Source organism: Methylobacterium sp. PvP105 (genome assembly GCF_017876975.1).
In the GTDB taxonomy this organism is placed as follows: domain Bacteria; phylum Pseudomonadota; class Alphaproteobacteria; order Rhizobiales; family Beijerinckiaceae; genus Methylobacterium; species Methylobacterium radiotolerans.
On the sequence record NZ_JAGIPA010000001.1, the window covers coordinates 6,521,799 to 6,547,435 of the forward strand.

A 25,637-nucleotide genomic window follows, 5' to 3' on the forward strand; every position below is an offset into this window, starting at 1 on the left:
TGCCGTCAGAAGTCGACGTGCAGGCGCGTGGCGAAGGCGTCCACTGGCCCCCGGTCGCGGTTGTATCCCGGGCTGTCGACGTGCTGGTAGTCGAACGTCACCGTCACGGCCCTGCTGACGCCGACGGCGTAGTACGCCTCGAACGCGCGCTCGGCGGCGTACCGAAGCCGCCCGTCGCCGACGACCAGGCCGAGGCCGCCCGCCGCGAGGTATGCCCGGTGCGAGGGCGACAGGGCGTTCATCACGGCCCCGACGCCGACGGTGTCCTGCGCTCTTCCCCAGCCGGCCCCCTTCAGCGAGAGGCCGCCCGAGAGCGAGCGGTCGATGTCGGCGAACGACAGGTTCTCCGTCCGGCCGTCGCCGTCGCTGAACCGGAGGAACGAGCCGAGGTCGGCCGTCAGGGCCTGCTCCAGGTTGACGTAGAAGCCGCTCTTGCGCCTCGGGCGGCGCGTTGCGGCCGCGGCTTCGTTGGCGTCGGCGAACGCGCCCGCCTGCGTGAGGGCGACGACGTCGCGATAGTTCGCGGTCACGCCCTCGTTGCTGAACAGGCCGACGCGCAGCTTGCCCGGCTGGTGGAGGAGCGGAAGGGTATGGCGCTCCTCGAACTCCAGCGTGGCCCCGCCGCGCCGGAGGACCCTCGGGTCCAGGACGTCGCTGGACGGCTCCTTCGGGACCTGCGTGTAGGCACCGCGGACGGCGAACGCGCTCCGGTTGTACTCGACCATGACGCCCTGCGTGTAGCCTGGCAGGTTGGCCGGGAAGTCGTAGGCGCCGGAGGCCCACAGCGACCAGTTGAAGAAGTCGACGCGCGGGTCGTGCGCGTAGGCGTTGCCGTCGAAGAAGTCGCCGAGCGCGAACTTGCCGGCCACCACCGTGACCCGCTCGACGTCGCGCGTCCCGGCCAACTGGTTGGGCCCGTCGGGCACGGTCTCGGTCTCGCCGCCGAGCCCGAAGGTCTGGCGCACGTAGTAGCGGTTCGACCGCAGCCGGGGCGCCGCGGCGCCGGCCTTCTGCGCCTCGCCGTTCAGGAAGCCGGCGACGCCAGTGGTCCGGCTGAGGCCGAAGCCCTGGCTGAACTCCGGGTTGTAGTAGAGCTCGGTGCTGTCGGTCAGCCTCAGGCCGAGGAACACGGTCGCGGTCGTGGTCTGCTGGGTCTGGCTCGGGACCAGGCTCTGAGGGCCGACGTAGGGCGAACGGAAGTTTGGCACGCCCTGCGCGACGAGGGTCGTCTGCCCGTGCACCGAGATGCGGTCGGAATTGCCTGTGTCCGGATCGTGCGGCGCCGCGTCGTCGGGTTCGGGCGGCAGGGCGAGGCCCCCCGGGAACCAGTAAAGGCGGGCCAACACCTGGTTCGAGGCGGCGCCGACGCGCGCGGAGAAGGGGCCCCCGTCGGCGCCGGGCACGAAGCCGAGCCCGAGGCGGTCGGTCCGCCCGAGGTCCAGGTAGCGGTAGTCGATGCCGAGCGCGAAGTTCGGGAGGATGGCGAACTGGATGCCCGCGCCCAACGTGAACCCGACCGACCCGAACTCGCGCCGGCCGCGGTCGGGGGCGGTCCCGTCCTGCCCCGGGAACGTCGACAGCACGTGGCTGTCGGCGGCCGCCAGGCCGAAGCTCCCGTACACGAGGTAGCGGTCGAAGCTGTAGCCCAGCCGCGCGCGGAGCGTGCCGTACGCGCCGGTCTTGGCCCGCACGATGTCGAGCCCGTCCAGCCCGTCGCGGCGCTCGTAGCCGAAGCCGGGGGTCGTGCCGAGGACCGGCCGCTTGAGCGATGCCGCCGAGAGGTCCGCCTCCAGCCCGATCACCGTTTGCCCGGCCTGCCAGTCCCAGCCGAGGGCGAGGCCGCCGACCGCGGAGGTCGCCCGCCGGCCGGCGTCGTTGCGCCCGGCCCCGTCGCCTGTCCGGAAATCGGGGAGGGTCCGGCCCCCGACGCGCGGCGCGCCGAGGTCGAAGCCCCCGTACGACGCGCCCCCGCTGGCCTGCCCGGCCAGGTACGGCCCCGACCAATCGACGAAGCTGGCCGCGGACGGCGCGGGGATCCCCAGGTCCGCGGCTCCCGCCTCCGGGATCAACGGGACGCACCATGGAGCGGCGATCGCAAGCCTGACTAGGGTACGCATGGCTAAACTTCCGAACGTCGCACGCCGGCGATGAATCGTCTGATTGGCGGCTTTCGCTCCGACGGGGCGAGGCCCGCGAACGTCGCCCCGAAGGCATGGGCGTCAGTCACAAACCCGCAAGACATCTCGATGACGGCCGGATCCCGATCGCGCCATGGCGCCCCTCCGGCCCGTCGTGGACGGCGATGGGCTGGCGGGCAACCCCGGAATCCACCGCAGCCTCGATTCGGTCACTGGCGTCGTACGGATGTCTTGCGCCCGCGGCCGCCGCGCGCGGGCCGGCTGACGTCGCGGCGCAGATCCGCCAACGAAGGACGCCTCGCCTGTCCGCGCGGGTCGGGGGAGGGCAGCTTTGCGGGCCCCCGTCTCACGCCGCTTCCGGCAACGCAAGACGTCCAGGGCGATCCTGGGCAACCGCGGCCGCCTGCAGTGGGCCCGGCGCCCGAACCCAGGCACACTCCAGGCGACCCGTGGCGGGATTCAGCGACCAGTGGGCCGAAAGACGAGGAGGCGCCGTTCCTTCGCGAGGGGGAATGGCGGGCGCGGACGCGGCCCACGCGAGATGGACGATGGACATGAGGGTCTCCTGGGACGGGCCGCGCGTGCGGCCAGGTCCCGGGTTCACCCTTCCAGGGCGAGTCCGTGCGACCTAGCCGGCGCGCGGCACAGTCGATCGACTGTGACTGTCGCTGGGCATGGGGTGGAGAGGGTTCCGGTGTGCGACGCGGGCGGCACAGGCGCGCCGGCGACGGCATTCCAGTAAACGAAGGGCCGAGGCGGTCAAGCCCAAAAATCATGAATCCGATTGACGGATGAGCAAGTTAGGCCGCATTTTCTTGGGCCGGACTGTGATTGTTAGTCTCGGCTAAGATGTCGAGTGTCGCCCCGCCGAACCGACGCACCTCATTCACTTCCATGCCTCGGCGGGTTCGTGGGGCGGCCGACGGGTCCTTGTCGATTTCGACCGTCATGACGCATATCCCGACCGGGATGCCTGGTGGGACGGAGTGGGCCCGCCGCCTCGATATGACCGGCGCGACGGCTCGCCAGCCGCCGGCCGGACCCGCGTCCCTGGTCCTCCTTGAAACCGCATTCGAGGTGTCGTCGTCGCCGTGACGCTTGTATAGCGGGAGCTTCCCCGACATCCTGGGCCGCACGCGGTCGCGCTCGTTCTTGGCCTTCTGAGCCACGTCCATGTCCAGAGCCGATCGCCGACATGATGCCGTCGCCGAACTCCCCTGGATCGGCTCCTGGCAGGCAGTGCCGTAGACCGTCGCCAAATCCCGGAACCGGTAGATCGGAAGGCCGGCGGGCAGCATCGGGTCGGCTGGCAGATACCAGATCGGGGGCCGTGCCCGACAGCGGCACCGACGAGGAGGCGGCGGCCAGCAGGGCCCCGCGGATGCGGGCCAGGTCGAAGACGCGGCCGGGTTCTCGCAGCGGCACCCGCAGGAAGGTGACGAACGGCATCGGCGTCGGCGCGGGATCGATCCCCGGCTCAAGCCAGGCCGCGCCGGGAATCTCCGTCGCGGCGGCGATCGCGCATCGGGCACGCGACGAGGTGGGGCGAGGCCGGGAAGGATGCGACGTGGAAGACCGAGCGACCCCGGCGCGATGGCGCCGGGGTCGCTCGATTCATTTCGCTTCCCGCACGGCCCGGGAGGCTTGCCCCACCGGCCATTGGATGATCTAGGGCTCGCGGCTCGACCTCGGAAGGGAGCGTGACATGGCCAGCCTCTGCCGCGACGCGGACCCGATCGGCCGTGCCTGCGGGCCAACGGGCGCGCCTGCTGCCGGGCCGTTCCGGCACGATGGGGACGCCGCGGCCGCGGCGCACTGCCTCCGCGACCCGTCGAGCGCGTGGACCGGCCTCGCGGTCGCCAGGACGAGGGCCGGCATCTCGCCGGCCACGTCCGCACAGGTCCCGCGGCAGGCCCGGCGGAAGTTCCGCGGGGGCGAGGGGCAGCGCTTCGGGTGCAACGACGGGCCCGTCGCCGCCCGCCCGAACGGCGCCGCGTGAGGCCACGATGCAAGCCTGGATCTACACGCTGATCCCGGCCGCGGCGGCCATCCTCGGGGCCGCGATCGCGGCCAACCTGCGGCCGGGGGCCGTCTTCGTCAGCGCCATCCAGCATCTCGCGGCGGGGGTGGTGTTCGCCGCTGCCGCCGGCGAGATCCTGCCAGACCTGAAGCATGTCGGCTCCCCTTGGGCCACGCTGGTCGGGGGCGCCGTCGGCGTGGCGGCGATGCTCGGGGTCCGCATGCTGGAGCGGCGGGCGGCCGGGCCGGTGGGGCTGCTGACCGTGACCGGCATCGACATCCTGGTGGACGGCCTCGTGCTGGGCATCGCCTTCGCATCCGCCGCGAGGGCCGGCTTCCTGCTCACCGTGGCTCTCACCGTCGAGGTGCTGTTCCTGGGCCTCACGGTGGCCAGCGAGCTCGGCGAGGGCGGCGCATCGAAGTGGAAGGTGGTCGGCGCGACGGCGGGTCTCGTCCTGCTGCTGCCGCTCGGCGCCCTGCTCGGCGGTCCCGTGGGCTCCATGCCCGCCCCCGTCCAAGGCGGCTTCCTGGCCTTCGGCTTGATCGCGCTGCTTTACCTCGTCACCGAGGAACTGCTGGTCGAGGCGCACGAGTCCGAGGACCGTCCCTGGGTGACCGCCATGTTCTTCGTCGGCTTCCTGCTGCTGCTTCTTCTCGACGAGCTGGTGGGATGAGGCCCCGCGGGCGAGGCTCGCCCGCTGCCGGCCGCCCGTCACCCGTCGTGCGGCCCGTTCCCGGGCGCCGCATGGGTTCCGATCTCCGCGATCAGGGGGGCGCCTGACGCCGACCGGGATCCGCCAGCAGATCTCTGAAGGGCGAGCCATGTCTGCCCCGGGGCCGACGCCCACCCGTTCCGGGGGGACGACAAAGGTTCCGCGAGCGGCGACAGGTCACCTCCTGCGTTGGGCTCCCCCGACGCCAACTCATCGGCAAATCGTCGCGGATGGCCAGCGGGGACCGGGAAACCGAACTGCGAGGGGGCGCCGATCCCGCCCGCGGCCTCATGCTCGCGGGCGAGGATCCGCCCGGCCGGGCCCCGGCCACCAGTCCGTGGTGTCGCCTGGGCCGCAGACCCCGCCGCGCATGCGCGTCCGGGAAGTGGGACGGAATCGCAGGAGCGCCGGCCCGCGGGCTGGTTCAAACTGAGACAGGACTCGAAACGATGCACCCTGTACCGTGAGCGACGGTACTCGTAAGATACGTCCACCGGGGTCAGGGCCGAGAACGATGCCGACGACGCGCCGGCTTGGCTTGTGGGACGCGGACGTGTCCGTCGGAATGTCGCCCACGACGAGGCCGGCAGGGCTTGCTGCGTGAAGCTTGGATTGCCTGCGGTTGCGAGGACCGAACCGACCGCGATACGAGTTCCGTCTCGCAGCGACCGCCCCGAACCCGAGAAAAGTCGCCACGATCATCCCGATGCCGCGGCCGAGCGCCGCCGGATCGGTTGAAGGGCTAATGGCCGAGGTCGAGGGCTGATGCCACCTGTCGCCGATCGCGGCCGCGATCGGCTTTCATCACGACAACCGACCCAATCGATCTTCCCGCTTCCGACATACAATCCCTGCGAGGAATCTCGCTGACATGGCGAAGTGAGCGTCTTTGTGCCGGAAACGTTCGCCAGCGACCGTCATGTGAATGCATTGATGAAATTCATCAGGGCCGGGACCATGGTCGTCGCGTCATAGACGACTGAAACCTCCAGCGGTGGAATCGATAAGTCGAGGGATCGGAAAACAACGTCGGCGGTCGTGCTGATTGCCAAACCCGAGGGAACGACGGCAAGGCCAAGCCCGGCTGCAACGAGGGCAAGGAGCGAGGTCACGGTTGCGGCTCTATGGACGGCGGTCGGCACCACACCGATCCGGTCCAAAACTTCCCCGCCGAGTTCCCCGCCGTGCGCCGCGTAGACGACGAACGCATCTCCTTGAAGTTGATCGGGGCGGATCCGATCGCAGGACACGAGCGGATGGGTGGCAGGCAGCGCAACCACCAGCGACCAATGCTCGATCACGCGATGGGCCAGCCGCTCGTCGCGGAACGAGGGCAGGAACACCATCAGTCCCATGTCGATGCGGCTTGCCAGGAGCGCATCGCGTTGCAGCGTCGGATACAGCTCCTCGAAGCCGAAGGTGACGGCGGGCGCGCGTCGGCGGAAATCGCGGACCAGGCGCGACATCAGTCCCGAGTACGCAGCGGCGCCGGTGTAGCCGATCCGTAGGTGGCCGGCCTCCCCGCGCCCGGCGCGCTGAACGACCTCGATACTGTGTTGGGCCTGCGCCAGGGTTGCGCGGGCCTCGGCCAGCAAGAGGCGCCCTGGTTCGGTCAACGCCACCTTGTGTCGGCCTCTATCGAACAACTCAACGCCGAGCATGCCCTCCATGCCGCGGATCTGCGCGCTGAGCGCCGGCTGCACGATGTTGAGGCGTGCGGCGGCTCGCGCGAAGTGTAGTTCCTCGGCGAGACAGACGAACGATCGTAGGTGCCGAAGCTCAAGGTTGATCATCGATCCTGATCACAGCCTGCATCAATGACGATTGGCGGTCGCGCAGGGACGCCGGTATGCCGTCGGGTGTGCCGCAGGCATCGGATCGTTCCCCGCACCGGGCCAAGGGAGCGTCTCGCGCGGAGGTCAGCCGACTCGTGCGGCGCGAGTTGGACCGCGGGATCGGCGGTACCGGGGCCGCGTCGCATCGAGGCAACGTTCATTCGCTAGGTTAAGGGTCGTGTTGCCGCAAGGACGTTTCCGTTTTTTGATCCCGGCGGTGCTGCTGGTGCCGTTACCCGTCGTCGGTGCCGCGGGCCGACTTTGGCAGCGCCTGATACACGCCGGAGAGATGGCCGCCATCAGCAGCGCAGTCGCCGATCTCCCGCCCGGAGCCACGGCCGCTTGGACGGCCAAGCCCCTTCTGCCTTGGACCAGTCCCGTCACGGGGCAAGTCTTGGTGCAGCGCGAGACCGGAAGCGCCGACTTTGCCTGCAAGGACAGCGTCTACTCGCTCGATGGATCGTCGGTCCAACTGTTCGCCATCACCCTGTGTCGCGTCGGTCGTGACGCCCCTTGGCGCAACGACCGGGACGGCTCCGAGCGATGGGGCGGCTGACCCAGACCAGCGACGTGTCCCACGAGGAGATTCGAACCATGGTGTTGCCTGACAAGCTCCCGACTGCCGTCGCCGCATGGATGAACGCCCTCGGGCAGACCGGGCCCTCGGCCGATGCCGCCCGCCGTTCCGCGCTGAGCGACGACGTGAGACTGACCTTTGCCGGCCAGACGGTCGTCGGCATCGATGCGGTCTTGGCTCACCAAGCGCGGATGCCGGCCGGACCTGCGATGCAGGCGCTGGAATGGCGCCTGTTGCCCGCCGCAACCGCCACGAGGCTGGCCCTTCGCGCGAGGTTCACCGGCGGGGCGGATGGGCGCACTGGTCCCAACGGCCTCTCGGCGCTCGATGTCGCCTTCACTCTCGGAGACGACGGGCGCATCCAACATCTGGAGCCTTCGCCGCACCACAAGGAGCCTGCTGATCTCAAGCCTGCCCTCCGCGTGGGGGATCGTGCCCCGCCGTTCGTGCTGCGCGATACGAGCGACCGGTCGACGTCGTTGCACGGAGGGCGGGTCCCGGCCACCCTGATCGTCTGGACCTGCAACCACTGCCCCTGGGCACTTGCCTGGCATGAGCGCATACAAAACGTGGCGCGTGATTATGATCTGTTGGTCCGCGTCCTGCAGATCAACGCGAACGACCCGATCGTTTCCCCCCATGACACGCTGGATGCCTGCAGACATCGGGTGACGGCCGGGGAAATGGCCAGTCCCTACCTGATGGACGCCGGCCAGGAAGTTGCTCGGGCATGGGGCGTACGCCATACCCCAGAGGCGTTCGTGCTCGATGCCGACGGACGGGTCGCCTATCACGGTGCGCCGGATGAGGACCACCGCGACCCATCCCGCGACGCCGGATGGCTGCGCGCCGCCCTGGACGCCGTGCTCGCCGGAAGGGATGTGGCAGTCCCTGAGACCAAACCCGTCGGTTGCACCGTGAAGTGGACCCTCGGGTCCGGTCCTGGCGGGAGCGAGCGATGACCCCGCCGCATGTCGCACTGCTTTACTGGGAGGACTGCCCGTCTCACGCGGAGGCTTTGACCCAGCTGCGCCGCCTCCTGCCGGAGTTCGGCTTGGATCCACAGGCCATCGAATTGCGCGAGATCTTGGTCTTGCGGGAGGCGAGGGACGAGAACTTTGTCGGCTCGCCCACGATCCGTGTCGATGGCCGCGACATCGCGCCGGTCGGCGATGAGCCCGCCGCCTTGACCTGTCGCCTCTACCGCCACCGCAACGGTCGCTACGATCCGCTCCCCGATGACGAGGACATTCGCGATGCGCTGCGGTCGTCCGTGCGGGAGGCCGGGAAGCCGAATGCCGCGCCCGGCGATACGGAAGTGCCATCGGAAACATCCACCTAACGGGACGGTCGCTCGGCCGCCCCCATTGGGATCGGGCGGTGCCGTGATGTGACTGCCAGCTCCGCCCGCAAGGGGGCCTCGGGGTTCGCGATGGCCGAGCGCATGGGGCTTTGCTCCGCGGTAGGGGCCTGCCCGAAGTACGTGTATGTGATCGCCGTCTTCGCGCGGATCGAGAAGGCGACGCTCGTCGTCCTGAGGTCGTAGACGGATCGCCCGGTCGGGCAGGGGGACCGAATGCCAGGACGCAACTTCGACCTTTGGGAGGTCGCCTCCCACCTCATCGCCCTCGCGGTCGCGTACGCCCTGGCCCTGCCTATCGGCTGGAACCGCGAGCATGAGGCTCGGAGCGCAGGGCTGCGCACCTTCCCGCTCGTGGCGATCGCCAGTTGCGGCTTCGTGATCGTCGCCATCCGAGTGCTGGGCCAGGATTCGGCTGGTCAGGCGCGGATCATCGAGGGTCTCATCACCGGCGTCGGCTTCATCGGCGGCGGCGCGATCCTCAAGCGCGCCGGGGGAACCTCCGGCACCGCCACTGCGGCGAGCCTGTGGGCGACGGGTGCGCTCGGGGCAGCCGTCGGCTACGGGCTCTACGACATCGCCGCGATCCTATCGATCGTGACGTTCGCGACCCTACAGCTCAACACAGCGTTCAAGGGATAGGCCGCCGGTGCGGGCCGGCGAGGCGGACCCGCACAGCCCGCCCCGCCACGCGCCCGACCGGCTCGGCGTGCTCAGGATCGGGGAGCTCGCCATCCGGAAGTCGGACGCTGCCCGCCGGCTCCGGCATCTCGGTGGGCACGAGGGTCTTTTCGGGTCAGTCGTCATTTGAGGCCGATGACCTCGCCCGCCGGTCTCCGGCGCGGTTCACGCCGGGCCGTGCATCCCGGGGCGACGCACGGCCCGACGGCCCGCGTCGGCGCCCCCGAGGGGTGACCCCTTCGCCAGCGGCCTTCGCCGCGCGACCACGGCCGAGGATCACCCTGGCCGCATTGACGTCACGGTGCTCGTCCGCCCCGCACGGGCAGCGGCGCCGGCGGAGCCGCGCCGCACCACCCGCACTCGGCGGGCGTGCTCTACGCATCGACCAGGATCAGCGCGGCACCGGCTCTCGCGGCCTTGTAGCGGACCATCCCGGTCAACGTCCCCCAGCCCGCGTCCTGGATGGACCGGTTCATCCATTCCTTCTGCGCCATGTGCGTGCCTGGCTCAGGCATGGCGCCGGAGGCCGGGCACACCATGTTCGCGACCGCCAATTCCTCCAGCGCGATCTGCCGGATGCCCCAGCCAACGGCCGGCGCGGGGTAATCCGCCAGCAGTAGCGGCTCGGTGGTTCACTCGCCTCTCGGGTGGCAAGGTTGCTGCGAGGGGGGCACGGGCTGCTTCACGAGGTGAGATGATCCTGTCCCCATCCCTGCCATGCTCCACCATCGAAGGCCTCATCCGGAGCGACGGTCGTGTCGAGGTCGTCGCCCGAGCGCGCCGTGTGCAGGGGCGCTGTCCCCCCCAGCGGCGCAACCAGCTCAGCCCCTCACAACCGCTATGACCGCCGTCCAGCCGATCTGCCGAGCATCGGTCATCCCGAAGCACTGCACCTGCGCGCCCGACGCTTCAACCGCCATCATGAAGAGGTTGGCAATGAGCATTGTCAGGGAAGGCCCGGCTGACTACGGCCTTCCTGCGCGCGCAGATCGTTGTGCAGGGTCGTCGCCGCAATCGCGGCGTGGCCCATGGCGACGCTGATCTGATCGAGAGCGTAGACGATGTCGCCCGCGGCATAGATGCCCTCGCGGCTCGTGCGCTGCTTCTGGTCGACCGCGATGCAGCAGCCGTCTCCCATCTCCAGCCCGAGCGCGTGCGCGAGGCCGTCGTTCGAGTCCGATCCCAGCGCGGGGTAGACGGTGTCGAAGCGGCGCTCGCCGCCACCTTCCAAAAGCGCGGTGACGCGGTCGTCGTCGAAGACAAGCCGCGCCAGCGGACGTGCCTCCATCGCGACGCCGGCCCGTTCGAGAAGCGAGCGGTCGCCGGCCGTGATCTCCATCGGGCCGGTCGGGAGAAGCGTGACGTCAGCGGAGTAGGTGCGTAGGAACAAGGCCTCCGCGACGCCGCGCGCGTCAGCGCCGATGACGCCGATCGCCTGGCTCGTTGCTTCGAAGCCGTCGCAGACCGGACAGTACCGGAGCTGGCCGCGATCGAGGGCCCGTCGGTGCGTGTCCGGATCGACGTCTGGCCGCCGGTTCACGGTTCCGGTCGCGAGGATGAGGGTGCGTGCCACCAGGGCGATGCCGTCTCCCCGCGCGAGAAAGCGGCCGGGATGCCCCTCGATCACGTCGATGCGGCCCCTCACGAACCGAGAGCCGTAGCGTCCGGCCTGCGCCGACATGCGCGCCAGGAGTTCTTCCCCGCCGATGCCGTCGGGAAAGCCGGCGTGATTGTGCGAGCGCGGGATCCATTTGGCCCGGCTGTTGCCGTCGTCGACGACCGCAACCGTCCGGTGGTAGCGGGCGAGATAGATCGCTGCCGTCAGCCCGGCAGGGCCACCGCCGATCACGAGCGTGTCTATCGGCCGCTCATCGCTGCCGCTCATTGCCATCGCCTCCTCATGGCTCCGGACGAGTGCCGCCCGCGGATTGCGTGAACCGGCCCAGGTTTCCCGGAGACGTTTTGGTTTGGGTCGGGCGGCCGAGGCTCGCACCTCGGCTGGAGCAAAGTAGCGCGTCTCAGCTTCGGCGGGACATAGCCCAATGCGCAGATCGAGCCCCTGTTTGCCGAACCCATCGAGGCCAGCAGCCCGGAGCGGGCTGCATCGGATAGCCCGACAGGTGCTACGGCCGATCTCTGCGGCAAACGCCGATCGCCTCTTCCGATGCGAGAGCTCCTCACACAAATCGTTCGAGGCAGGCCAGCTGCCGTTCCGCTCCCCGCGAGGACAAGTATCACTCCAGCGTCCCATGTCCCGTCCCTGGCGCGCTCACGGTGCGATGCTGCTTCAGGATCGCCGCGTGCTCCCACTCTGTTCGATCCTGGGGATGCGGAGATCACCTCCCGCGCTGCCCCATTCGTCGCCTCCTCCCCGGCGCGATCCTCCATCGCGCCGCCGGAAGCATGGTCGGTCAAAAGGGCGCGGGCATCATGGGAAACTCCGATGAAGAGACTTCGCATCGTGCGGGCCGGTCCCTGGACGCTCTCCCTGGCGGCCCTGGTCGCGTTTGGCCTCTACGGCAACGGCCTCTTCGAGCCGAAGCCACGGCGGATGGCGTCGACACCGGACCGAACCCAAATCGGAGGCCCTTTCCGTCTGACAAGCCACAAGGGCGAGGTGCTGACGGATGGTGACTTCGAAGGCAGGCCACTCGCGGTCTTCTTCGGCTTCACCCACTGCCCGGAGGTGTGCCCGACCGCCCTCTTGGAGATGACCGAGCTCTTGGCGGCGCTTGGCCCGGATGCGGACAAGGTCACTGCCTTGTTCGTCACGGTCGATCCCGAACGGGACACAAAGCAGATCCTCGCCGACTACCTCCGGGCCTTCGACCCGCGCATCGTCGGCCTCACCGGGACGATCGCGGAGGTCGAGGCGGCCGCGAGGGCCTACCACGCCTACTTCCGAAAAGTCCCGATCGAGGGCGGCGGTTACACGATGGACCACACGGCTACGACCTACCTGATGCGCCCTGGGGGCGGGATGGCGAACGCGCTCGACCCCCACGAACCGAGAGAAACCCGCCTGCTGAAGCTGAGGCGGCTGATCGCTCGCTGAGGCGGAGGGCCGATGCAGCGCCCTCCGACGCCACGTCCTTCGTCCAAGGCGGGGCGCTACCCGCACGGGGCGGCCGTCAACGGACGCTGACTGCCGGAAGTCAGCGGCGCGGACGGTCCGCCACGTCTCAGGCGCTCCGGATGGGTGCTAGGAGCCGAAGCGCGTTCATGGTGACGAGCACGGTGGCGCCGGTGTCGGCCAGGATCGCCGGCCACAGCCCCGTCGCGCCGATCACGGTCGTCACCAGGAATACCGCCTTCAACCCCAGCGCGACCGCGATGTTTTGACGGATGTTGCCCATGGTCCGCTTCGACAACGCGATCATGGTGGCCACATCCGTGACCCGACCGTGCAGCACCGCCGCGTCCGCGGTCTCAAGCGCCACGTCGGTGCCACCCCCCATCGCGATGCCGATGTCGGCCGCGGCGAGGGCCGGCGCGTCGTTGATGCCGTCCCCGACCTTGGCGACCTTCCGGCCGCCCGCCTGCAACTCGCGGACGATGCGTTGCTTGTCCTGCGGCAACAGCTCGGCCCGCACCGCGAGGCCCAGATCCCGCCCGATCGCCTCGGCGGTCAGCCGGTTGTCGCCGGTCAGCATCACCGGCTCCACGCCCGAGGCCCTGAGCGCCTCGATGCCGGCCCGTGCGTCGGCGCGCGGCTCGTCGCGCATCGCGACGAAGCCGGCGAGCGCGTCGCCGTCGAGCAGCACGGACACGGTCTTTCCCTCGCCGTTGAGCGCCGCGATGCGCGTTCGGTGCTCCTCGGGCACGGTGACGCGTTCCGCCGCCGCGGCCGGCGAGCCGAGGAACACCGCCTTGCCGCCGACCCGGCCGAGGATGCCCTTGCCGCCAAGGGCCGAAGCGTCGCTCACGGGGGGCACCGGCACGCCCGCGGCCTTGGCCCGCCCCAGGATGGCGAGCGCCAGCGGGTGGCTCGATCCGGTCTCCAGCGCCGCGGCGAGGGACAGCACCTGGTCCTCGGACCGCCCGATCGCCACGATGTCCGTCACCTTGGGCCTGCCCTCGGTCAGGGTGCCCGTCTTGTCGAAGGCCACGGCCTTGATGGCGCCGAGCCCCTCCAGCACCGTGCCGCCCTTCATCAGCAAGCCGCGCCGGGCGCCGGCCGAGAGGGCAGCGGCGATGGCCGCCGGCGTCGAGATGACCAGCGCGCAGGGGCAGCCGATCAGCAGGATCGCCAAGCCCTTGTAGATCCATTCGCCCCAGGCCCCGCCGAACACCAGCGGCGGCACGACCGCGACGAGCGCCGCGACCGCGACGACGGCGGGTGTGTAATAGGTGGAGAAGCGGTCGATGAAACGTTCGGTCGGAGCCTTGGCCTCCTGCGCTTCCTCCACCAGCTGCACGATCCGCGCGATGGTGTTGTCGGCCGCCGCCGCCGTCACGCGCACGCGCAGCACCCCATCCGCGTTGACGGTGCCGGCGAAGACGGCATCGCCCACCCCCTTGCGCTTGGGCGTGCTCTCGCCGGTGACCGGCGCCTCGTCGACGGCGCCGGTCCCCTCGGCCACCTCGCCGTCGGCGGCGATGCGGTCACCGGGCCGCACCAGGATGACCGAACCGACGGTCAGCTGCTCGGCGGGCACCTCGGTCGTGGTGCCGTCGCGCTCGACCAGGGCGGTCTTGGGAACCAGCGCCGCGAGGCCCTGGATCGAGGCCCTGGCCCGGCCGGCCGCCACGCCCTCCAGCAGCTCGCCGATCAGGAACAGGAACACCACCGCGGCGGCCTCCTCGGCGGCCCCGATGACGAGGGCGCCCGCGGCCGCAATCGTCATGAGGCTTTCGATGGTGAAGGGCGTGCCGAACCGAGCTGCGGCGAAGGCGCGCCGGGCGATGGGGACGAGCCCGACGAGGACGGCGGCGCCGTAAAACCAGGGCTCGTAGGCCGGGACGACCTTGGCGGCGAGCCAGGCCAGTGCAAAGGCGCAGCCGCTCGCGGCTGCCAAGCGGATCTTGGCACCCTGCCACCACGGTTCCGCCGCTGGCGTCCCATGGTCGTGGCTCTGGGCCTGCCCGTTCGCATTGTCGGGGCCATGGCTATGGGTGCCGGTGCCATCGACGTCGGCCTGAGTCGCCTGGGACAGGGGCGCGGCGCGATAACCGCCGAGGCCGTTGACCTGGCGGACCACGGCGACTCCGAGATGCGGGTCATCCTCATGCTCGACGGTCATCGTCCCGGCTGTGACCGACACCGACACGTCGGAGACGCCGGGCACGCGGCGCACGGCGTTCGTGATCTTGGCCGCACAGGCGGCGCAGTCCATGCCGGCGATGCGGTAGCGGGAGGTAGCCAGTGTGGGATTCATGGAACGTGGTCCTTGTCGCCTCGCCAGGGCGTGTACGACCTCTACCGACTAGAGGTTCAAGCCCCATGTTCGGGGCGAGGTCCACCGCGCTCCTGAGTGTCGCGCCGGGCTCAAGAAGCCGACGATCCGCCGGGGGTACCCCGCATCCGATCCTGGTCCGGCCGAAGGGTGAGTCTCCAGGTGTCGTTCGGCCGCCTGTCGGGCTGCCACCAAGGTAAATGCCGGGGGCTTCCGCCATCGAGCAATGCCGGAGATCGAGCGACGGCGGTGATTTGAAGGCGGCGTATCGGGGCGGGTGTCCTGGCCTGCCAGAACCTCTCGGCGAGAGCGATCCGGCATGGAGACACCGCCCAACGTCGTCCGGCTTCGTCAGCCCGAGGACGTCGACGATCGCCCGGTAGAGGTGCTGCGCACCGGCGACCGCCGCCCGCTCGCTCAAGCTTTCGAGATGGAAGCGGACGTCGTCCCGAGCGCGATGCAGGATCTGCGGCTGCCGGAAGGGCGCGTCCGGCTTGTGCGGTACGGCCACGGTCCCGAGCGAGCTCTCCAGACTGGCATCGGCCTGAAGCCTATAGCATGCGTTCGCGTCCAGAAACACGGCTGGAACGGGTTTCTGGACCGGGGCCGCTTCACTTCGACGCTCCCGCCGAAATAGGCGCGGCGCATCGCTTCCGCGGATTGGGAGATCCAGGCAGATGCGACGCCCATGGCCGATTCAGGGGCGCGAGTCGGCGCAGGCGAGGAACATCACGATGATCAGGATGGGGGCGACGTCGTGGAGGCCTGAGACCGCCGCCGCGCCGACCGCGCCCGTCGCCCACAAGCTCTCAGCCGTGGCCGTACCCGACGTACGCCGGGCGCGCTGGAGGACCGCGCCGCCGCCGATGAAGCCTACGCCGGTGGCCAAGCCTTCGATGATGCTGGCGGGATTGCCGGGGTCGATCCCGACGGCCCGAATGGCGACCCACACGAAGCCGCAGGCGGCGATGGAGCCAAGGGGGAAGGTCCGAATCCCTGCGGAGCGCGCATTCCGCTCGCGGTCTCATCCGATCGGGATCGCGGGCGCCAATGAAGGGCGGATGAGGTGGGAGGCCACCGACCGCGCGTTCGTTTGGAACGGCGTCATGGCCAGGACCGGCATGCGGCGTCGCGACGAGAAAGGGGCGTGGTCAAGATGGGCCGCCCCGGGGGGACCGGCGGGAGCGTCCTCGGACCTACTAGAACCGCGATGATAACGGCCTTCAGTGCGGACAGGCGGCCTTGACACGGTTTGACGCGAACGGGACAGGTCTCGGTCGGCCGGCTCGGGGGGCGACCGCGCCCCGCGGCAGGGCGCGACGATCCCGTCGAGGGCCGGGAAGCCTGCCCTTGCATGGGCCGTCCTCGGCCGACACGGTGGAGGGTTCATGACGAGGGCGCCACACGCGGACAAGGCCGAGGCTCGGGCCGTCGAGGCCGGCCGACCTTGCGGCTCCCCTGCCGCACCCCTTCGGACAGCCCCCTGGTGGCCGGCGGCCAAGAGGTTCCTTGCCGCGGCCCCGACGGGCAGTCCCTCGCCGGCCGGCGGGACAGGCGCCTGATGGAGCAGGGCGGTGAACGGGGCGGGGCTTCCCCGACGGAGCACATCCTCCTCGTCGAGGATGATGACGGCATGCGCGTGCTCGTCGCGCGCATCCTTCGGGAGAGCGGCTACCGCGTGACGGGCTGCCGGAGCGGCGCCGAGATGTGGACGCTCCTGCCCGAGGTGCCCGTCGACCTCGTCCTGCTCGACGTCATGCTGCCGGGCGCCTCCGGATTCGACCTGCTCAAGGCCCTCAGGGTGAAGGGCACCGTACCCGTCATCATGCTGAGCGCCCGCAACGAGGAGGCCGACCGGGTCCTTGGCTTGGAGCTCGGCGCCGACGATTACATCGCCAAGCCGTTCGGACGGCCGGAGCTGCTGGCCCGCATCCGCGCGGTGCTGCGCCGCGCGACCATCGCGCCGGCTCCCAACGCCGCGGCGCGGCCGGAGACGCTGTCCTTCGCCGGCTGGCGCCTCGACCTGCGCAGCCGGGCCCTGACCGATCCCGAGGGAGCCGCCGTGGACCTGTCGGGGGCGGAGCACGACCTGCTCCTGGTCTTCCTGGAGCATCCCGGGCGGGTGCTCGGCCGCGAGCAGATCCTTGAGATGGGCCGCGGGCGCCTCGCCGCGCCATCCGACCGCAGCGTCGACACCCTGGTCAGCCGCCTCCGGCGCAAGCTCGAACCGCCCGAGGGCGCGGCCCCGGTGATCAAGACGGTGCGCGGCTCCGGCTACATGCTGGCCGCGAAGGTCGGGCGCACTTGAGGGGGCTGGCCGGCCTCGCCCGCAGCCTGGAAGGGCGCACGGTCGCCGTCCTCCTGTTGGCGGTCCTGGCCGTGCACGGCGGCGCGCTCGCGCTCTACCGCCGGTCGGCGTCGGCCGCCGCCGATGACGCGTTCGCGACCGAGATCGCCCACCAACTCGTCTTGGCGCGCGAGGCGGTGCTGCGCCGGCCTCCGGAGGATCGCGGGACCGAGGCGCAGGCGCTCTCTTCGGCGCATTTCGAGATCGGCTGGGAACGTGGGCCGCCAGCCGGGGCCGTCGGGACCGACCCGGCGCTGCTGGACCTCCGAGACCGTGTCCTGGAGGTCGAGCCGGTGCTCGGCCCGAAGCTTGCGTTGACCCTGGCCGCGCCGGACGAGCCGCTGCGCCAGCGGGACCTGCGCGGCGCCTTCCCGCTGCCTGACGGCGGCTACCTGACCTTCCGCTCGGCCCACGCGCCGGGCCTCGCCCGCCTGGGGGCCTGGGCCTACCTGGCGACGGCGATGGCCATCCTGGTCGGTGTCGCCGCCGTGGTCGTGGTTCACCGCATCGCCGGCCCCCTGCGCGAGTTGACCCGCGCCACCGGGCGGATCGGCCGCGGGGCGGTCGTACCGGTGCCGGAGGTGGGGCCGGACGAGACGCGTGGGATCGGGCGCGCGCTGAACGCCATGCAGGACCGCATCCACGGTCTCGTCGCCGAGCGGACCCAGGCGCTGGCGGCGGTCTCGCACGACCTGCGCACGCCCATCGCCCGGCTCCGCCTGCGCCTCGACCGGGTCGAGGACGCCGACGAGCGTCGCGCGATGGCGGCGGACCTCGACGAGATGCAGGCCATGGTCGAGGCGACCCTGGCTTACGTGCGCGGCGGCGACGACCCGGAAGCGCGGCAGGCCGTCAACGTCGCGAGCCTCCTGATGGGGGTGGCGGACGCCTCGGCGGACGCCGGCCGGGATGTCGCGTATGCCGGCCCCGGACGGGCGCTGGCGGAAGTGAGGCCGGTCGCGCTTCGGCGGGCACTGGAAAACCTCGTCGACAACGGCGTCCGCTACGGCGACCGGGTGCGCATCGCCCTGGGCTTCGAAGACGGTGACCTCGTGGTGCACGTCGACGACGACGGGCCCGGTATCCCGTCGGAGGACGTGGCCCGGGCCTTCGAGCCGTTCGTGCGTTTGGAGGCGTCGCGAAACCGGAACACGGGCGGGACCGGCCTGGGACTGACCATCGCGCGACGGGCGGTCGAGGCCGAGGGTGGCAGCCTCCGCCTGGCGAACCGGCCCGGGGGAGGCCTACGGGCCGAGATCCGCCTGCCTCGGCCGGGCGGGCGCGGTCAGGGCGGCGTCCCCCCGGCCGGCCCTCAGCGCGCGGTCGCCGGCGCGTCGGGGTGCGCGTCCGGCTGCGCCGACCGCGCGTTGGACACGTAGGCGCTGCCCGGCAGCGCCAGCGTCAGTAGCAGCGTGGCTGCCGCCAGCGCCGCTGAGAGCGCGGCGGGCACGAGGAAGGCGTCGGGCCCGAGCAGCCTCTGCAGGAAGCCGCCCGCGACCGCCCCCGCGGTCAGGCCCCCCCAGAGCGGGGCCTGGAGCCAGAAGGAGGGCGCGGGTTCGTGCAGGACCATGTTCGCGAGCCCGGTCCCGAAGCGCACGACCGTTCCCGTGACGTAGGTCAGCGCAAGGCTTCGGCCGCCCTCGTCCTGCAGCGTCGCGTTGAGGATCCCCAACGCCAGCACGACCGGGTACGCGTGAAGCGGGAACGCCTCCGGTCCCTCCGGCAGGAGGTTGCCGATGGACAGCAGCACGGCCTGGACGCCGAGCAGGACCGAGAGGCGCCACCGGCCGGCCCAAGCCGCCAGAAGCGTCCCGACGAAGGCGCCGAAGCAGAACAGAGAGATGGTGCTGCCGAAGCGCATGGCTCCCGGCCAGTCGAAACCGCTGGCCGCGACCCCGAAGCGGGTCGTGTTCCCGCTCATGAACGACATGAACAGCTGCGAGTGTTCGAGGAATCCGATCGAGTCCGCGGAGCCCGCCAGCGCGGCCAGCGCGATGGCGAGCGGCACGCGCGTCGCTGGGCTCGACGGGAAGGATTTGTCCATTCGTCACCTATGATCTTCGGGTGGGTGTTCCGGCCTCGCTCGGTCGCGCCGGGCTGCCGCCAGGGTTAAGGCCGCCCCGTGGTCGCGGCTTTTCCGGACGGTGACGAAGTGTGTCGACGCGATCGTCCGGGCTGCGACAGGCCCGGATGCCCGTGTGCGGAGCGGACACACTTCGTCACCGACGCGGCGACCGGCAGACATACGGGTCGTCTATCTCGGGTCCCGAAGCGGTCGGCCCGACCGCAGACCGGACAGGAGATGGACCCATGAAGAGGACGCTCACCGCCGCCCTCGCCGTCGCGACGCTCGCCGCGGCCGCGCTGCCCGCGCTCGCGATCGACGGGCACGGAAACGCGGCGAACCCCGAGCGCGCGGTCCCGAACACCGGCGGCGTCTCCGGCGGACCCGCCCACCGCGACGATCCGCGGGTCCGTGAGTCGCAGGAGCGGCGGTCCGACGGCACGCCGGCGCACGGCGCCAACGACGGCCACGCCCACGGGCACAGCCAGGACGCCAGCGGCAAGAGGTGACAGCCGCGCGGGCGGTGGAGGCGAAGGGTGGAGATGCCGTCATGCGACTGCTGCCCCTCCTCGTCGTCTTCGCGGTTCTCGCCGCGAGCATCGGCTACGCGCTCGCTTGAGCCGGCCCGCGCGACAAAGGGTTCACGGTGCGTCGTCTGCCCCTCAAGCGTGCCGTGGAACGCCCGCCCCGACGCCAGTCGGGGCGGGTACGTGGGGGCGCCCGGACAACCTTCGCTCCGGCCGGCGACCTGGATGGCGATGGCTTGCGGTCGAATCCTCTAATCGGTCATAAGGGCGGTGATGCCAGCGGCGCGGAGCCATAGGTCCTTCGGGGCGGTCATGGGGTGGTGGTCGACCGCCGCGCGCGCGCTCGCCCTGGTCCTGGCGCTCGCCATGGCGGCGCCGAGCGCCGGAATGGCCTCTGACCTAGCGTACCACCAGGGGCATCACGGGCACGGCCGCACGGAACTCGCCGTCGCGTCCGACGAGGGGGCGGCTGCGGATAGGGCCGCCGACCCGGGTGTGCACAGCCATCTCCATTGCGGCTGTCACCTCGCCGTCAGTCCGCATGGCACGACTGCGGCCACGCCTGTCATGGCCTCGCGCCTGAGTTACGCGCGGGTCGCCGCGTCCGTCCGCTCGGTCTTCCCGGACCGCCTGCCGAGGCCCCCGCGCGCCTGAGGCGACGCTGCCACGGGCGCGTCCGCGCGGAGCTGATCGCTTCCGGGGCGTCGCCGCACGTCACCCAGCATCAACGACGGCGCCGTCCCTGACGGCGCACGGTCTCGGCCGAGCGAACATCATGCGCATCTTTCTGACCGCGGTCCTCGTGGCCGCCGGCGTCTTTGCGGGCGCCACCCTTCCCGCCGTCTCCGGCTTCGTCCGCGGCCTCCTGACCGCGGTCGGCGTGCCGCCGTCGATGGTCACGTACGCCGCAGGGCCGGCTACAAGTGCCCCCGCCAAGGAGCCAGCCAAGGGACCCGCCGAGACCGCGGACGACGGCCACGACCACGGCAAGCCCTCGGCCGGGAAGGCCGACGGCCAGGCGCGCGGCGAGCACGAGCACTCCGAGTCGGAGGGCGAGGAAGGCCACATCAAGATGAGCGCCGAGCAGGTGGAGAACCAGGACATCAAGGTCGCCAAGGCGGAGGGCGGGACGATCTCCCGGCACATCCTCGCGCCGGGCACCATCACGCCGGACACCGACCGGATCGCCCGGGTCCCGGTCCGGGTCGTCGGCACGGTGTCCGAGATGCGCAAACGCCTGGGTGACGACGTGAGGAAGGGCGACGTCGTCGCCGTGCTCGACAGCCGCGAGGTCGCCGACGCCAAGAGCGAGTACCTCACCGCCATGGTGCAGTCGGACCTGCAGAAGATCAACTTCGAGCGCCAGCAGAAGCTGCTGGCGTCCGCGGCGGCGTCTCAGGCCGCGTACGACAACGCCAAGGCCGTGTTCCAGGAGAACCAATTGCGCGTCGACCTCGCCCGGCAGAAGCTCTCTGCGCTCGGCCTGAACGCCGCGGAGGTCGCCGCCGCCCAGAAGCGCGACGAGGCGACGCCCAACGCCTCGACGCTGCGCCAGTACGAGCTGCGTTCGCCGCTCGCGGGCCGGATCGTCGAACGCAAGGTCGACGTCGGCACCGCGGTGGGCAAGGAGGGCGACCCCGCCGACGTGTACACCGTCGCCGACCTCTCGACGGTCTGGATCGAGCTCTCCGTGCCGACCTCGGAACTCGCCAAGGTGAAGGAGGGCGCGGAGGTCACGGTCACCCCGGACCAGGGGGACGGCGAGCGGAAGGCCCGGGGCAAGGTCATCTTCGTCAGCCCGCTGCTCAACGCCGACACCCGCGCCGCGCGGGTCGTCGTCGCCCTGCCGAACAAGGACATGTCCTGGCGCCCGGGGACCTACGTCACCGCCGAGGTGGACGTCTCGCGCGACGACGTCGCCGTCCGCGTGCCCAAGGCGGCGGTCCAGACGGTCGAGGGCAAGAGCGTCGTCTTCGTGCGGACGCCGGAGGGGTTCGAGAAGCGCGAGGTCGAACTCGGCCGGTCCGACGACGACGCCGTCGAGGTCGCCTCGGGCCTGAAGGCCGGCGACGAACTCGCGGTCGGCAACACCTTCCTGCTGAAAGCCGAGCTCGGCAAGTCCGAAGCCGACCACGACCATTGAGGGGACGGACCATGATCGCCCGCATCCTCGACTTCTCCGTCCACCAGCGCTGGCTGATCCTCCTGCTGTCCCTGCTCGCCGCCGGCTTCGGCGGCTACGCGGTGACCAAGCTGCCGATCGACGCGGTGCCCGACATCACCAACAACCAGGTGCAGATCAACACGACGGCGCCGTCGCTGTCGCCGGTCGACATCGAGAAGCAGGTCACCTACCCGGTCGAGACGGCGCTCGCCGGCATCAAGGGCCTCGAATACACCCGCTCGCTCTCGCGCAACGGCTTCTCGCAGGTCACCGCGGTCTTCGCCGAGACCCTCGACATCTACTTCGCCCGCCAGCAGGTCGCCGAGCGCCTTGCCCAGGTCAAGAAAGACCTGCCGCCGGGCGCCGAGCCCGCGATGGGCCCGATCTCGACGGGCCTCGGCGAGATCTACATGTGGTCGATCCACTACGCGAAACCGGGCGACCGCAAGGTCTCGCAGGGCGGGAAGCCCGGCTGGCAGCCGGACGGCAGCTACCTGACCCCCGAGGGCCAGCGCCTCAGGACCCCGCTGGAGCAGACCGCCTTCCTGCGCACGGTCCAGGACTGGATCATCCGGCCGCTGATCAAGACCGTGCCCGGCGTTGCCGGGGTCGACGGGATCGGCGGCTTCGAGAAGCAGTACCACGTCCAGCCCAATCCCACGAAGCTCGCGTCCCTGGACCTGTCCTTCGCGGACGTCGGGCGCGCCCTCGACACCAACAACGCCAACCAGGGCGCCCGCTACCTGGAGGACAACGGCGAGGGCTACGTCGTCCGCGCCGCCGGCCGCCTGGAGAACATGGACGACATCGGCAACGTCGTGGTCGCGACCCGCGGCGGCATCCCGGTGCGGATCAAGGACATCGCCGAGGTCCGCATCGGCCGCGACCTGCGCACCGGCTCGGGCAGCGAGGACGGGCGGGAGGTCGTGGTCGGCACCGCGCTGATGCTGATCGGCGAGAACAGCCGCACGGTCGCGGCCGCCGTCGACGCCAAGATGGACCAGATCCGCAAGAGCCTGCCGCCCGGCGTCGAGGTCCAGACCGTCCTCGACCGGACCCGCCTGGTGGAGGCGACCGTGAAGACGGTGGCCAAGAACCTGTCCGAGGGCGCGACCCTCGTCATCGTCATCCTGTTCCTGCTGCTCGGCAACATCCGGGCGGCGATCATCACGGCGCTGGTGATCCCGGTCGCCATGCTGATGACCATGACCGGCATGGTCGAGGCGAAGATCTCGGCCAACCTGATGAGCCTCGGCGCCCTCGACTTCGGGCTGATCGTCGACGGGGCGGTGATCATCACCGAGAACGCCCTGCGCCACCTCGCCGAGAAACAGCATGCGCTGGGCCGGACCCTCGACACCGAGGAACGGTTGCAGACGGTGCGGGCCTCGGCCGAGGAGATGATCAAGCCGTCCCTCTACGGGCAGGCGATCATCATCCTGGTCTACGTGCCCCTGCTGACCTTCACCGGCGTCGAGGGGAAGATGTTCCAGCCGATGGCGCTGACCGTGATCATCGCGCTGGTCGCCGCCTTTGTGCTCTCGCTGACCTTCGTGCCGGCGCTGATCGCCATCGTCATCACGGGCAAGGTCACCGAGAAGGACAACCTGATCATCCGGGCGCTCAAGGGAGCCTACCGGCCTGTGCTCGGCGCCGCGGTCAGGGCGCCCTTCGCGTTCGTCGGCGGGGCCCTGCTGTTGCTCGTCGTCGCGGGAGCCTTGTTCACCCGGCTCGGCACCGAGTTCATCCCGACGCTGGACGAGAAGAGCATCGCGCTCAACGCGACCCGCATCCCCTCGACCTCGCTGAGCCAGTCGCAGGCTATGCAGCTCAAGGTCGAGCAGGTGGTCTCGAAGTTCCCGCAGGTCGCCTACGTCTTCTCGAAGACCGGCACCGCCGAGGTCGCCTCGGACCCGATGCCGCCGAACTCGTCCGACACCTTCGTGATCCTCAAACCGCAGGAGGAGTGGCCGGATCCGGAGCTGCCCAAGGCGGAGCTGCAGGAGCAGATCGAGAAGGCGGTCGGGCAACTCGCCGGCAACGTCTACGAGTTCTCCCAGCCGATCCAGCTGCGGTTCAACGAGCTGCTCGCCGGCAGCCGCGGCGACCTCGCCGTGAAGGTGTTCGGCGAGGAGTTCGAGCCGATGCTCAAGGTCGCCAACCAGGTCGCGGCCATCCTCAGGGGCATCGAGGGCGCCGAGGACGTTAAGGTCGAGCAGACGGCGGGCCTGCCGTTCCTGGAGATCAAGATCAACAAGGCCGAGGCGGCCCGCTACGGCCTCAGTACCGGGGCGATCCAGGACGTCATCGGCGCGGCGATCGGCGGCCGGGACGCCGGGGTCGTGTTCGAGGGCGACCGGCGCTTCCCCATCGTGGTGCGCCTCACCGACACGGTGCGCGAGGACCGGGAAGCCCTGGAGAACATCCCGGTGCCGCTGCCGCCCGGCCTGAACGGCCGGGCGACCTCGGTCCTGCTCAAGCAGGTCGCCAGCTTCTCCGTCGCGGAGGGGCCGAACCAGATCTCGCGCGAGAACGGCAAGCGCCGGGTCGTCGTCACCGCCAACGTCCGCGGGCGCGACATCGGCTCGCTCGTGGCGGAGGCCCAGGTGAAGGTCGGGAGCCAGGTGCAGCTGCCGCCCGGCTACTACGTGACCTGGGGCGGGCAGTTCGAGAACCTCGCCTCGGCCAAGAAGCGGCTCGCCGTCGTGGTGCCGGTGTGCTTCTTCCTGATCTTCCTGCTGCTCTACTCGGCGCTGGGCAGCCCGCGCGACGCGCTCCTCGTGTTCAGCGCCGTGCCGCTGGCGCTGACCGGTGGCATCGTGGCCCTGTGGCTGCGCGGGATGCCCGTCTCGGTGCCGGCGGCGGTCGGGTTCATCGCGCTCTCGGGCGTGGCGGTGCTGAACGGCCTCGTGATGCTGACCTTCATCAAGCAGCTCGTAGCCGAGGGCCGGCCGAAGCGGGAGGCGATCCTGGAGGGCGCCATGACCCGGCTGCGGCCGGTGGCGATGACCGCCCTCGTCGCGTCGCTCGGCTTCGTGCCCATGGCCATCGCCACCGAGACCGGCGCCGAGATCCAGCGGCCGCTCGCCACCGTGGTCATCGGCGGCCTGATCAGCGCCACCCTACTGACCCTGGTGGTGCTGCCGGCCCTCTATGCGCGCTTCGGCAAGGTCGAGCCCGCGAAGGCGGCCCAGCGGCCGGGCGAGGCGGCCCCCCGGCACCTCAAGGCGGCGGAGTAGGCGCGATGCGGGAAATCGCCGGACTCGCGACGGCCACCGCGCTGTGCGTCCTGAACCTGTCGCACGCGGCGCGGGCGGAGGAGGCCCCCGGCCGCGAGGCCCCGTTCGGTCTCGCCTGGGGCCCGGTCGCCACCGTGCCGCGGCCGCTCAAGGTCGACCGCGAGGCGAACCTGACCGGCCTTTACTATCCCAGCGGGTGGGGGCCGGCCACCGGATCGGAGACCGCGGAGGTGGTCCTGGTGGTCTGCCGGGACGAGGGACTCCAGGAGATGGTCTGGGTCGGCGTGCCCCTGTCCGGGGAGGCGCTGGAGCGTTCGCGCAGGACCATCCACGACGAGGGCGTGCGCCGCTACGGCGAGCCCGGGCCCGGCCCGTCGGCAGGTTCCGAGGTCTGGCCCGGCGGCCGTGCGCTCCTTGCCAGCCGCGGGACCGCCGACGGGCGGCGCCAGCTCGTGATGGCCGCCTTCGGCCCGGGCTACGCGGCCTGCTCGCAGGCCCATCGCGCCGCGACCGGGCATCCGGCCGGCGCGCACGTCGCCGACCTCATCGGGACGGACGGTCCGTGAGGCCGCCCCC

Annotated in this window: 19 protein-coding genes and 2 pseudogenes; 15 read left to right on the plus strand and 6 right to left on the minus strand. The window is 70.8% G+C overall.

Translation table 11 applies throughout. The annotated features are described in order from the left end of the window. Window positions 1-5 precede the first annotated feature (5 nt). Window positions 6-2,117, minus strand: a complete 2,112-nt coding sequence (locus J3A75_RS31640; RefSeq protein ID WP_071000279.1) for a carbohydrate porin — start codon at window positions 2,115-2,117, stop codon at window positions 6-8. Window positions 2,118-3,843: 1,726 nt separating this feature from the next. On the opposite strand from J3A75_RS31640, the gene J3A75_RS31645 reads away from it, so the two are divergent. After that, window positions 3,844-4,137, plus strand: a complete 294-nt coding sequence (locus J3A75_RS31645; protein ID WP_043075190.1) for a hypothetical protein — start codon at window positions 3,844-3,846, stop codon at window positions 4,135-4,137. Between the two features lie 7 nt (window positions 4,138-4,144). Further along, window positions 4,145-4,831 (plus strand): transporter, encoded by a 687-nt coding sequence (locus J3A75_RS31650; protein WP_071000280.1) that lies wholly within the window; start codon window positions 4,145-4,147, stop codon window positions 4,829-4,831. A gap of 956 nt (window positions 4,832-5,787) precedes the next feature. Here the strand turns inward: J3A75_RS31650 and J3A75_RS31655 are convergent. Then, entirely contained in the window at window positions 5,788-6,663 is an 876-nt protein-coding gene (locus J3A75_RS31655; protein ID WP_024828459.1) for a LysR substrate-binding domain-containing protein, read from the minus strand. Between the two features lie 220 nt (window positions 6,664-6,883). Between J3A75_RS31655 and J3A75_RS31660 the strand changes: the two genes are divergently transcribed. The 5 genes from J3A75_RS31660 to J3A75_RS31680 are packed head-to-tail and all read left to right on the plus strand — an operon-like array spanning window position 6,884 to window position 9,284. After that, the gene (locus J3A75_RS31660) at window positions 6,884-7,261 is read left to right on the plus strand and encodes a hypothetical protein (protein ID WP_124262951.1); all 378 of its coding nucleotides are present in this window, start codon (window positions 6,884-6,886) and stop codon (window positions 7,259-7,261) included. Further along, window positions 7,249-8,244, plus strand: a complete 996-nt coding sequence (locus J3A75_RS31665; RefSeq protein ID WP_052516998.1) for a thioredoxin family protein — start codon at window positions 7,249-7,251, stop codon at window positions 8,242-8,244. Before J3A75_RS31660 ends, J3A75_RS31665 begins: the two co-directional genes overlap by 13 nt. Continuing rightward, entirely contained in the window at window positions 8,241-8,624 is a 384-nt protein-coding gene (locus tag J3A75_RS31670; protein WP_024828456.1) for a hypothetical protein, read from the plus strand. The genes J3A75_RS31665 and J3A75_RS31670 overlap by 4 nt, the downstream gene beginning before the upstream one ends. A gap of 48 nt (window positions 8,625-8,672) precedes the next feature. Next, a complete protein-coding gene (locus tag J3A75_RS31675) occupies window positions 8,673-8,828 on the plus strand; it encodes a hypothetical protein (RefSeq protein WP_159392780.1) in 156 nt (51 codons plus the stop codon). A 30-nt stretch (window positions 8,829-8,858) separates the two neighbouring features. Beyond that, complete coding sequence (locus J3A75_RS31680) at window positions 8,859-9,284, plus strand: MgtC/SapB family protein (RefSeq protein ID WP_043075188.1); 426 nt, start codon at window positions 8,859-8,861, stop codon at window positions 9,282-9,284. 985 nt (window positions 9,285-10,269) lie between these two features. Here J3A75_RS31680 and J3A75_RS31685 read toward each other — a convergent pair. Continuing rightward, entirely contained in the window at window positions 10,270-11,208 is a 939-nt protein-coding gene (locus tag J3A75_RS31685) for an NAD(P)/FAD-dependent oxidoreductase (RefSeq protein WP_043075186.1), read from the minus strand. Between the two features lie 558 nt (window positions 11,209-11,766). Here J3A75_RS31685 and J3A75_RS31690 point away from each other — a divergent pair. After that, the gene (locus tag J3A75_RS31690; protein ID WP_024828449.1) at window positions 11,767-12,378 is read left to right on the plus strand and encodes an SCO family protein; all 612 of its coding nucleotides are present in this window, start codon (window positions 11,767-11,769) and stop codon (window positions 12,376-12,378) included. 127 nt (window positions 12,379-12,505) lie between these two features. Here the strand turns inward: J3A75_RS31690 and J3A75_RS31695 are convergent, their stop codons facing one another. Then, window positions 12,506-14,701, minus strand: coding sequence for a heavy metal translocating P-type ATPase (locus J3A75_RS31695; RefSeq protein ID WP_071000281.1), 2,196 nt, complete (start codon window positions 14,699-14,701; stop codon window positions 12,506-12,508). Between the two features lie 337 nt (window positions 14,702-15,038). On the opposite strand from J3A75_RS31695, the pseudogene J3A75_RS31700 reads away from it, so the two are divergent. Beyond that, window positions 15,039-15,353, plus strand: a pseudogene (locus tag J3A75_RS31700) (IS256 family transposase); the annotation flags it as partial. Between the two features lie 63 nt (window positions 15,354-15,416). On the opposite strand, the pseudogene J3A75_RS31705 reads toward J3A75_RS31700, so the two are convergent. Next, a pseudogene (locus tag J3A75_RS31705) lies at window positions 15,417-15,731 on the minus strand (MgtC/SapB family protein); the annotation flags it as partial. A 549-nt stretch (window positions 15,732-16,280) separates the two neighbouring features. Here J3A75_RS31705 and J3A75_RS31710 point away from each other — a divergent pair. Next, entirely contained in the window at window positions 16,281-17,027 is a 747-nt protein-coding gene (locus tag J3A75_RS31710; RefSeq protein ID WP_024828438.1) for a response regulator transcription factor, read from the plus strand. Further along, a complete protein-coding gene (locus J3A75_RS31715) occupies window positions 17,024-18,445 on the plus strand; it encodes an ATP-binding protein (protein ID WP_083374422.1) in 1,422 nt (473 codons plus the stop codon). The genes J3A75_RS31710 and J3A75_RS31715 overlap by 4 nt, the downstream gene beginning before the upstream one ends. On the opposite strand, the gene J3A75_RS31720 is transcribed toward J3A75_RS31715, so the two are convergent. Beyond that, window positions 18,379-19,110, minus strand: coding sequence for a YoaK family protein (locus J3A75_RS31720; protein ID WP_043075184.1), 732 nt, complete (start codon window positions 19,108-19,110; stop codon window positions 18,379-18,381). The genes J3A75_RS31715 and J3A75_RS31720 overlap by 67 nt on opposite strands. Before the next feature lie 266 nt (window positions 19,111-19,376). On the opposite strand from J3A75_RS31720, the gene J3A75_RS31725 reads away from it, so the two are divergent. The 4 genes from J3A75_RS31725 to J3A75_RS31740 all read left to right on the plus strand — a co-directional run bounded on the left by J3A75_RS31725 (window position 19,377) and on the right by J3A75_RS31740 (window position 25,627). Next, complete coding sequence (locus tag J3A75_RS31725; RefSeq protein ID WP_024828435.1) at window positions 19,377-19,640, plus strand: hypothetical protein; 264 nt, start codon at window positions 19,377-19,379, stop codon at window positions 19,638-19,640. Window positions 19,641-20,433: 793 nt separating this feature from the next. Then, window positions 20,434-21,801 carry an efflux RND transporter periplasmic adaptor subunit gene (locus J3A75_RS31730; RefSeq protein ID WP_071000282.1) on the plus strand — a complete coding sequence of 456 codons (1,368 nt, stop codon included), beginning with the start codon at window positions 20,434-20,436 and terminating at the stop codon, window positions 21,799-21,801. Between the two features lie 11 nt (window positions 21,802-21,812). Further along, complete coding sequence (locus J3A75_RS31735) at window positions 21,813-25,061, plus strand: efflux RND transporter permease subunit (protein WP_043075181.1); 3,249 nt, start codon at window positions 21,813-21,815, stop codon at window positions 25,059-25,061. 5 nt (window positions 25,062-25,066) lie between these two features. After that, on the plus strand, window positions 25,067-25,627 hold the full coding sequence (locus J3A75_RS31740) for a threonyl-trna synthetase (RefSeq protein ID WP_089231486.1): 561 nt from the start codon (window positions 25,067-25,069) through the stop codon (window positions 25,625-25,627). The last annotated feature ends 10 nt before the right edge of the window (window positions 25,628-25,637 follow it).